The organism is Streptomyces sp. NPDC002130 (genome assembly GCF_040296465.1).
Lineage (GTDB): Bacteria > Actinomycetota > Actinomycetes > Streptomycetales > Streptomycetaceae > Streptomyces.
In genome coordinates, this window is the sequence record NZ_JBEOXI010000358.1 from 1 (window position 1) to 6,575 (window position 6,575).

Here is a 6,575-nt window from a genome sequence, read left to right on the forward strand (position 1 = left end):
CGCGCTGCTGTCGGAGCGCTGCAGTACGGCGGCGCAACCGGGCCGGGAGTTCTCGATCCGGGCGAACGAGCCGCACTTGTCGGAGTAGAAGTACTTCAGGGCCATTCCCTCGGCGTACTTGGTGGCTCCGATCTGCCGGAACGTACCCGAGCAGAACGTGGTGGTGGGGTACTGCCCCTCCTGCCCGTAGATTCCGTAGTTGCCACCCGAGTACGGCTGGGCCTGGGCGGTGGCCGGAAGGAGCGCCATCACCGCGGCGGCGCCCCCCGCGGCCAGCAGTGTCGTGAGTGATCGGCGGCTCATGAGCCCTCTTTCGTGTGTCGGCGGGTGAAACGGTCGTGCGCGACGACCCGCCCCCGGCCGGCCGTCGCTCGCTGGTCGTGACCGTACGGGGCATCACCGCACCACCGGCACCTGACACTTATCAGGGTCGGCGCCTCAGGTCGCCGCGCTCCGTCGGAGCCCTGACATTCGTCAGGACCGCCCGCCCCGCCCCCGCTCCTATCGTGGCTCCGCGGGCCGAAGCCCCGTCGGACCACCGGGCGATCCAGGAAGGGCAACCATGCGCATGCTCCTGCGCGGCGCGGCCGCGCTCGCGGCCGTCGTCACGGTCACGTCACTCACGAGCGGTACGTCGGCACAGCCCCATACGGGCAGGGCGGTGGAGGGCGCCGGTGCCGTCCGGACGTCGGCAGCCGCCCAGATCCCGCCCGGCGTCACCGCGGGCGTGGCCGTATTCGACCGCCGCACCGGCACGTTCACCGAACAGGTCGAGGCGAGCAGGCAGTTCCGGTCCGCCTCGGTCGTCAAGCTCCTGCTGGTGCTGGACTTCCTGTGGGACCGCGGGCCCGACTACACCATCCCCCCGTCCGACCGCGCCCGGCTGGAGCCGATGCTGCGCGGCAGCGACGACGACGCCGCGGATCACTACTGGTCGACGTACGGCGGCTCGGCGATCATCGACCGGATGACCGCGAAGCCCGCGCTCGGTCTGCGCGACACCGCGCCACCACCTCCCGGGTACGAGGGCTTCTGGGGCTACACCGCCCTCTCCGCCCGGGACACGGTGGCGATCTACCGGTACATCCTGGAGAAGGCTCCCGCGCCCGTCCGGGACTTCATCATGGACAACCTGCGCCGCTCCACCCGCTGCTCCGCCACCGACCACTTCGACCAGCACTTCGGCATCGCCGGGGCGTTCGACAAACCGTGGGCGGTGAAGCAGGGCTGGTCCGGGAAGTACGCGAAGGGTACCTGCGGCCCCGGGACCACGGCCTCGGGAACACAGGCGGAGTCGGCCGCCCCCGCTCCCCGCGCCGCAGCGGCCGTCGACCTCACCCGGCCCGCACTGCACACCACCGGCACGGTGGGCGCGGACGACCGCACGATCGTGGCCGTGCTGACGCTGCACCAGGCCGGCACGACGTACGGCAAGGCGTACACCGACATCGGCCGGCTGACCCGCTCGCTGAACGTGCCGGGCGGGGTACGGCCCGCCGGGACCTGGTTCGGCACCTGGGGCGAGTTCGTGAACGTCCGCAGGGGACCGGCCACGGGCGGTGACCGGATGACGCAGCTCCCCGCCGGGGTCGAGGTGCTGGTGGGCTGCCAGATCCGGGGCGAGGTGGTCAATGTGCCGCCCTACACCAACGAGTGGTGGGCCTATCTGCCCCAGTACGACGGCTACATCTCCAACATCTACATCAGCTCGCCGGACAACCGGCTGCCGAACGTCCCGGAGTGCGGCTGACCGCGGCCGTGCCGGGAACGGGGGACGAGCGGTGGGCGGGGCTGCGGCCTCGCCCACCGCTCGCGTGCGTACGGCCCTGCCTCGCGCGGCTCAGCGCTCGTACTCGGCGAGGTAGCGCATCACCTTGTCCACGTGCGGTTTCACCCGCTCCGGTACGCCGCGCTGCTCGATCACCGTGCGGTCACTGGTGCGGTAGCCGGCCGCGACGAGCGCGGGAAGGTCCTTCTTCGGCAGGCCGGCCTGCTTGAAGCGCTGGTCGAGCCAGCACACGTACAGGCTCATGGTGGAGATCGCGTCCGGCGGCGACATGTGGTCCTTGTCGCCGTCGCCGTCCCCGTCCACCGCCCAGGCGCGGAACACCGACGGCGTCCACATGGCGATGCCGTACTCCTCGCTCTGCGGGCGGGAGGCCTTCGGGTCGAAGTTGCTCTCGGCCTTGATCAGGGCGGCGAGCAGCGCGGGTGTGATCTCCTCGTCGGTGCAGCGGTGGGCCGCGCGGGCGATGACGGGGCGCAGCGCCTCGGGTACGTCGGAATCCTCGGGTATCTCACCGGCCGGCGGGCTGGGCGTGCCGGAGACGGTGGGGGTGTCGCGGTCGCGCTCGTCGTCCTGGGTGCCGCCGCCTCCCCCGAGCAGGGCCGCCCCGGCGACCGCGGCGGCGGTCACGACGACGAGCCCCGCCGCGACGGCCGGCGCCATGCGTCTTCGGCGGCGGTGGGGGCCGCCGGTGATGGCCTCGATCCGGTTGACGACGCCGGCGGCCGTGTGCGGGAGGCGGGCGGTGTGGTCCGGAGCGAGGCAGTCGGCGATGAGCCGGCGCATCTCCTCGCCGAGGCCGGCGTCGAGCCGCAGGGGCGCGGTGCCGCGTGCGTAGGACTGGGCCGCGAGCGAGCGGGCGCGGGCCGTCGCGCCCGGGAAGGGGTGGAGTCCGCCGGTGAGGACCTGGTGGGCGAGGACGCCGAAGGCCCAGATGTCGGCGGTGGGCCGGACGACGGCGCCCTGGGTGCCGGTGCGCTGCGACCACCACTCGGGCGGCAGATGGTCGAGCGTGCCGAGCGGGGGCAAGTGGGCGTGAGTGCCGTCGAGTTCGGCGGCCAGGCCGAAGTCCGCCAGCCACACCTGACCGCCCGGGCCCAGCAGGACGTTGGCGGGTTTGAGGTCGCCGTGCACCCAGCCTGCGTCGTGCATGTGCGCGAGCCCCGCGGCCACGCCGCGCAGGACGCGTTCGGCGTCCGCGATCGGCCCGCCGGTCTCCGCGGCGTCCAGTACGTCCTGCAGGCTGGCCGCGGCCCGGTCCATGACCAGAGCGATCGCGCCGTCCAGGGCGGGCAGTTCCGGTGCCGCGACGGTACACACGGCGTGGGTGCGGACGAGGTGGGGGTGGTCGGCCTCGGCGCTGAACCGGACCTCGCGCGCGACGAGTTCACCGAGCGCCGCGCGCTGCCCGGGACCGAGGGCGCCGGTCGGGAGCACCTTCACCGCGACAGGCGTGCCGTCGGCGACCGTACGGGCCTCGTACACCGTTCCCCAGCCGCCGGAGCCGATGACCGCGCCCACCTCCCAGGCGTCGATGCGGAAGCCCTCCGGGAGGCCGGCCGGGCGGGGCGCCTCCAGCTCGTCGTCCCGTTCCTCCGGCGTGGTCACGCGTCTGCCTCCTGCGGGTCGGTGAGGCGGGCGGCGCCGCGGGGCGGCAGCAGGCCGAGGTGCTCCTCGCGGACCAGGCCGAAGCGCAGGGCGACGGAGGCGAGCCGGGTGCGCTTGGCGCCGGTGCGGCCGCCGTCGGCCGCGGCCGTGGCCTCCTCGCCGAGGTCCAGGCGCAGTTTGGCGAAAGCGAGGTAGTCGATGTGGTAGTTGACCGCGGAGCGGGTCAGGTCCCGGCAGGACTCCAGCGGCCGCAGTCGTTCCACGATCTGCCCGACGCCGGGCAGGGCCGAGTCGGAGGGGTCGCGCAGCCGGGGTTCGCACAGGGCCACCAGGACGAGGAAGTACTTCGACGTCGGGTCCAGGGCGAACGGGTGGACGGTCTGTTCGCCGCCGCCCGGCACGGACTGCTCGCCGAGGTAGGCGTGCTGGGGTGCGAACACCTTGAACGTCGCGGTGCCGGACAGGGCGGGCAGCACCACGCGGGAGAACTCGAAGGGCACGGGCGCCCCGAGCCGCCCGGGCGCGACGGTGAGGTACTCGCCGGCCCCCTCCAGGTTCTCCACCACGTACGACACGCTGCGGCTGAAGTTGGACAGCCGCCAGTAGTCCCCCGCGGCTTCCAGCTGCCCGGCCCGGCGGGAGATGCCGGGGTCGGCCAGGACGATGCGGACCCCCGCCCCGCCGCGTCCGAAGTCCGCGATGTCCCCCGGCCCCAGATGGATCAGTTCGGGACTGCCCGTCTCGTCCCCGCCCCACTGGGCGGTACCGGGCAACTGCACGATGATCGTTTCCACGCGGACTCCCCCGCTGATGTCGCCCCCGATTTGGTCGCGAGGATTGTACGGGCGGTCTTCGCGTGCCGCGGAGGCGGCGGGGCCGCGTCAGCGGACGGTTTCCGGGCGTCGAGCGAGGAACACGAACTCCCGGCCCGGCCGGTCCGGTGCGTCACATATGTCCTCCACCACATAACCCTGCGCGGCGAGTTCCGCCTCGATCTCCTGCCGCTCACGAAAGCGCAGCGTCGAGTCCGACGTCAGCGTCTGCCCGTCCGCGGCGAACACATGCGTCCACCGGAACCAGGCGCCCGCCGGGCCGCAGTGCGGCCCGGACCCCTCGCAGGGTCCGCTGCCAGTCCTCCGGGCCGGTGCTCTCCTGAGCGACGTTGCCCGTCATCGGCCAGCAGCAGCGCGAACACCCCTGTTCCGCAACCCATGTCGAGGACCCGGCGAGCCCCGGATGCAGGAAGCACTCGTCAGCCATGGGCACGACGATACGAAGGGCGGCTGCGCGCGGCCACCGGCCGTCGGCTCAGCCGCCGAGGCAGATGACCAGCAGGCAGAGCTCCTTCGGCTTCGGGTCGGAGGGGGACGTCTCGGGCGGAGTCGTTGCGGCGGGCGGGGGAGTAGAGGAAGAGTCCGGCTGCTGTGCGTCCGAGCCGGACGCGGCGGCCGGGGGTGCCGCCGGCTCGGCGGCCGTCGAACCGGATGAGCCGGATGAGCCGGACGACCCGGAACCGACGCTGCCGGTGGCCGCGCCGACGGTGTCCGTGACCGTCTTGCGGGGCGCGGTCGTCAGCGGGAGTTGGCGGGGCGTGGCGGCCGCGTCCGTCCGCGTGTCCGTCGGTGTGGTGCGGGGGTCGGCGGCCCGGGACTGCTGGTGGCGCGAGGCGCGGTCGGTGTGCGACGGGGCCGTGGAGGCGGAGCGCGGGGTGTCCTGCCGGCTCGACGTCGGCTCGGTGGACGTGGGCGCCTCTCCGAGGGCGCCGCCCATGGTGGTGTCCTCCGGCGTCGCGGACGCCTGCACGCCTGGCTTCGCGTTGCCGTTCATCGCGGCGACCGTCAGGCCGCCTCCGACGAGCGCGACCGCCGTCGCCACCACGGCCCGGCGCTGGTTCTTCTTCCAGCGGGCCAGCTGACGCCGCCGGGCCGCCCGGCCCGCCGGCCGGGCTTCGTACCCCTCGGCCGCGTCGGCGTCCGAGGAGTCGTGGGCCCCCGAGGGGTCGTGGGCGCCCGAGGAGTCATGGGCGTCGGACGAGCCGGGGCCGTCCTGCCCGAGCGCGGGGGTCTCGTTCCACACGGTGCCGTCGTGCCAGGTGCCGAGGGCTGCCGGGTACTCCCAGGAGGCCGGTCCGCCCGGGTCCGTGGCGGGCCCGCGGTCCGGGCCGGGACGGCCGCCGAGGACGGAGGGGTCGATGTCCGGGGCGTAGGCGCCGCACCCCGGGCAGACCAAGGCGCCGTTGAGGTGCCGACGGCACGACGAGCAGTAGTCCATGTGTGGTGTTCCCGATCTGGCTGTTCCGGCGGCTCGCCGGCCGCGGCCTGGTCACGTTCGCACGTGGGATCGAGCCGTAACGCTAACGAGACTTTGAAAGGGCCGTGTGCAGTCTGTGTGACACCCCTGCACAGATCCTCTGGATCTCGCGTGTGCCTCAAGTGACTCGTGAGTAAAAGAGTCGCAACGTGGGAACGCTCGGGCCCCCACCGTCACGGAGTCCACCCCTCCACTCGTGCCGGCCCTCAACTCCCCCATTTTTCCTGCCAACTTACGCACAACCCTTTGCAGGACCAGCGGGTCACACCATGCAGGAGCAACCACCTCGAAGAGTTGCATGGGGGAAATATGCGATTCATCCGTTCTGCCCTGACAGCGTCCGCCGTGGCGGCACTGTCCGTGGGAACCATGACCGCCCTGGCGTCGCCGGCCTCGGCCGCGCCGAACACCACTCCGCAGAAGGTCTGCGGCAGTGCGTACAAGACGGTCAACTCGGCGAAGGTCGGCTCGTTGGGCACCGTCTACCTGACCTACAACGCCTCCAACGGCCAGAACTGCGTCACGACCATCCGCAACAACCCGGGCAAGGCCGTGAACATGTCCGCCTGGGTCTCCGTCCCGGACACCGAGGAAAGCCACTACGACGAGGGCCTGTTCACGTCGTACGCCGGACCGACCTACGTCTACGGCAAGGGCCACTGCGTCGACTGGGGCGGCGGCATCGCCAACACGTACGTACAGGTGTTCGGCTCCAACTGCGGCTCCTTGAAGGAGCACCGGGTCACGTTCACCCGCTGACCCCCCTCCGGCCGGACTCCACGGGCGACCGGCCGAGCAGATCTCCGGCGGAATCCCACTGTCCGGTCGGCCAGAGATCGAAGTCGAGGTAGTCCAGGTTCTTGTCCTTGTC

General features: G+C 72.5%; 6 protein-coding genes and 1 pseudogene. 2 read left to right on the plus strand and 5 right to left on the minus strand.

The window, feature by feature from the left end; translation table 11 throughout:
* Positions 1–303, minus strand: a 303-nt coding sequence (locus ABT116_RS38130) for a hypothetical protein (RefSeq protein ID WP_351644013.1), incomplete at its 3' end; no start/stop codon positions are given.
* Positions 304–562: 259 nt separating this feature from the next.
* Here ABT116_RS38130 and ABT116_RS38135 point away from each other — a divergent pair.
* Positions 563–1,750, plus strand: coding sequence for a hypothetical protein (locus ABT116_RS38135; RefSeq protein ID WP_351644016.1), 1,188 nt, complete (start codon positions 563–565; stop codon positions 1,748–1,750).
* A 90-nt stretch (positions 1,751–1,840) separates the two neighbouring features.
* Here ABT116_RS38135 and ABT116_RS38140 read toward each other — a convergent pair whose 3' ends face one another.
* The 4 genes and pseudogenes from ABT116_RS38140 to ABT116_RS38155 all read right to left on the minus strand — a co-directional run bounded on the left by ABT116_RS38140 (position 1,841) and on the right by ABT116_RS38155 (position 5,665).
* Entirely contained in the window at positions 1,841–3,394 is a 1,554-nt protein-coding gene (locus tag ABT116_RS38140; protein WP_351644019.1) for a protein kinase domain-containing protein, read from the minus strand.
* Positions 3,391–4,188, minus strand: a complete 798-nt coding sequence (locus tag ABT116_RS38145; RefSeq protein WP_351644022.1) for a serine/threonine protein kinase — start codon at positions 4,186–4,188, stop codon at positions 3,391–3,393. Before ABT116_RS38145 ends, ABT116_RS38140 begins: the two co-directional genes overlap by 4 nt.
* An 87-nt stretch (positions 4,189–4,275) precedes the next feature.
* A pseudogene (locus ABT116_RS38150) lies at positions 4,276–4,628 on the minus strand (class I SAM-dependent methyltransferase); the annotation flags it as partial.
* A gap of 74 nt (positions 4,629–4,702) precedes the next feature.
* Positions 4,703–5,665: an SCO2400 family protein gene (locus tag ABT116_RS38155; RefSeq protein WP_351644024.1), complete on the minus strand. Its 963-nt coding sequence runs from the start codon at positions 5,663–5,665 to the stop codon at positions 4,703–4,705.
* 348 nt (positions 5,666–6,013) lie between these two features.
* On the opposite strand from ABT116_RS38155, the gene ABT116_RS38160 reads away from it, so the two are divergent.
* Complete coding sequence (locus ABT116_RS38160) at positions 6,014–6,463, plus strand: spore-associated protein (RefSeq protein ID WP_351644027.1); 450 nt, start codon at positions 6,014–6,016, stop codon at positions 6,461–6,463.
* Positions 6,464–6,575: the final 112 nt, after the last annotated feature.

What these genes read in the sequence shown, in the direction of transcription:
- ABT116_RS38135 (WP_351644016.1), top strand. Translation starts at nt 563, where the DNA reads ATGCGCATGCTCCTGCGCGGCGCGGCCGCGCTCGCGGCCGTCGTCACG.
- ABT116_RS38155 (WP_351644024.1), bottom strand. Translation starts at nt 5,665, where the DNA reads ATGGACTACTGCTCGTCGTGCCGTCGGCACCTCAACGGCGCCTTGGTC.
- ABT116_RS38160 (WP_351644027.1), top strand. Translation starts at nt 6,014, where the DNA reads ATGCGATTCATCCGTTCTGCCCTGACAGCGTCCGCCGTGGCGGCACTG.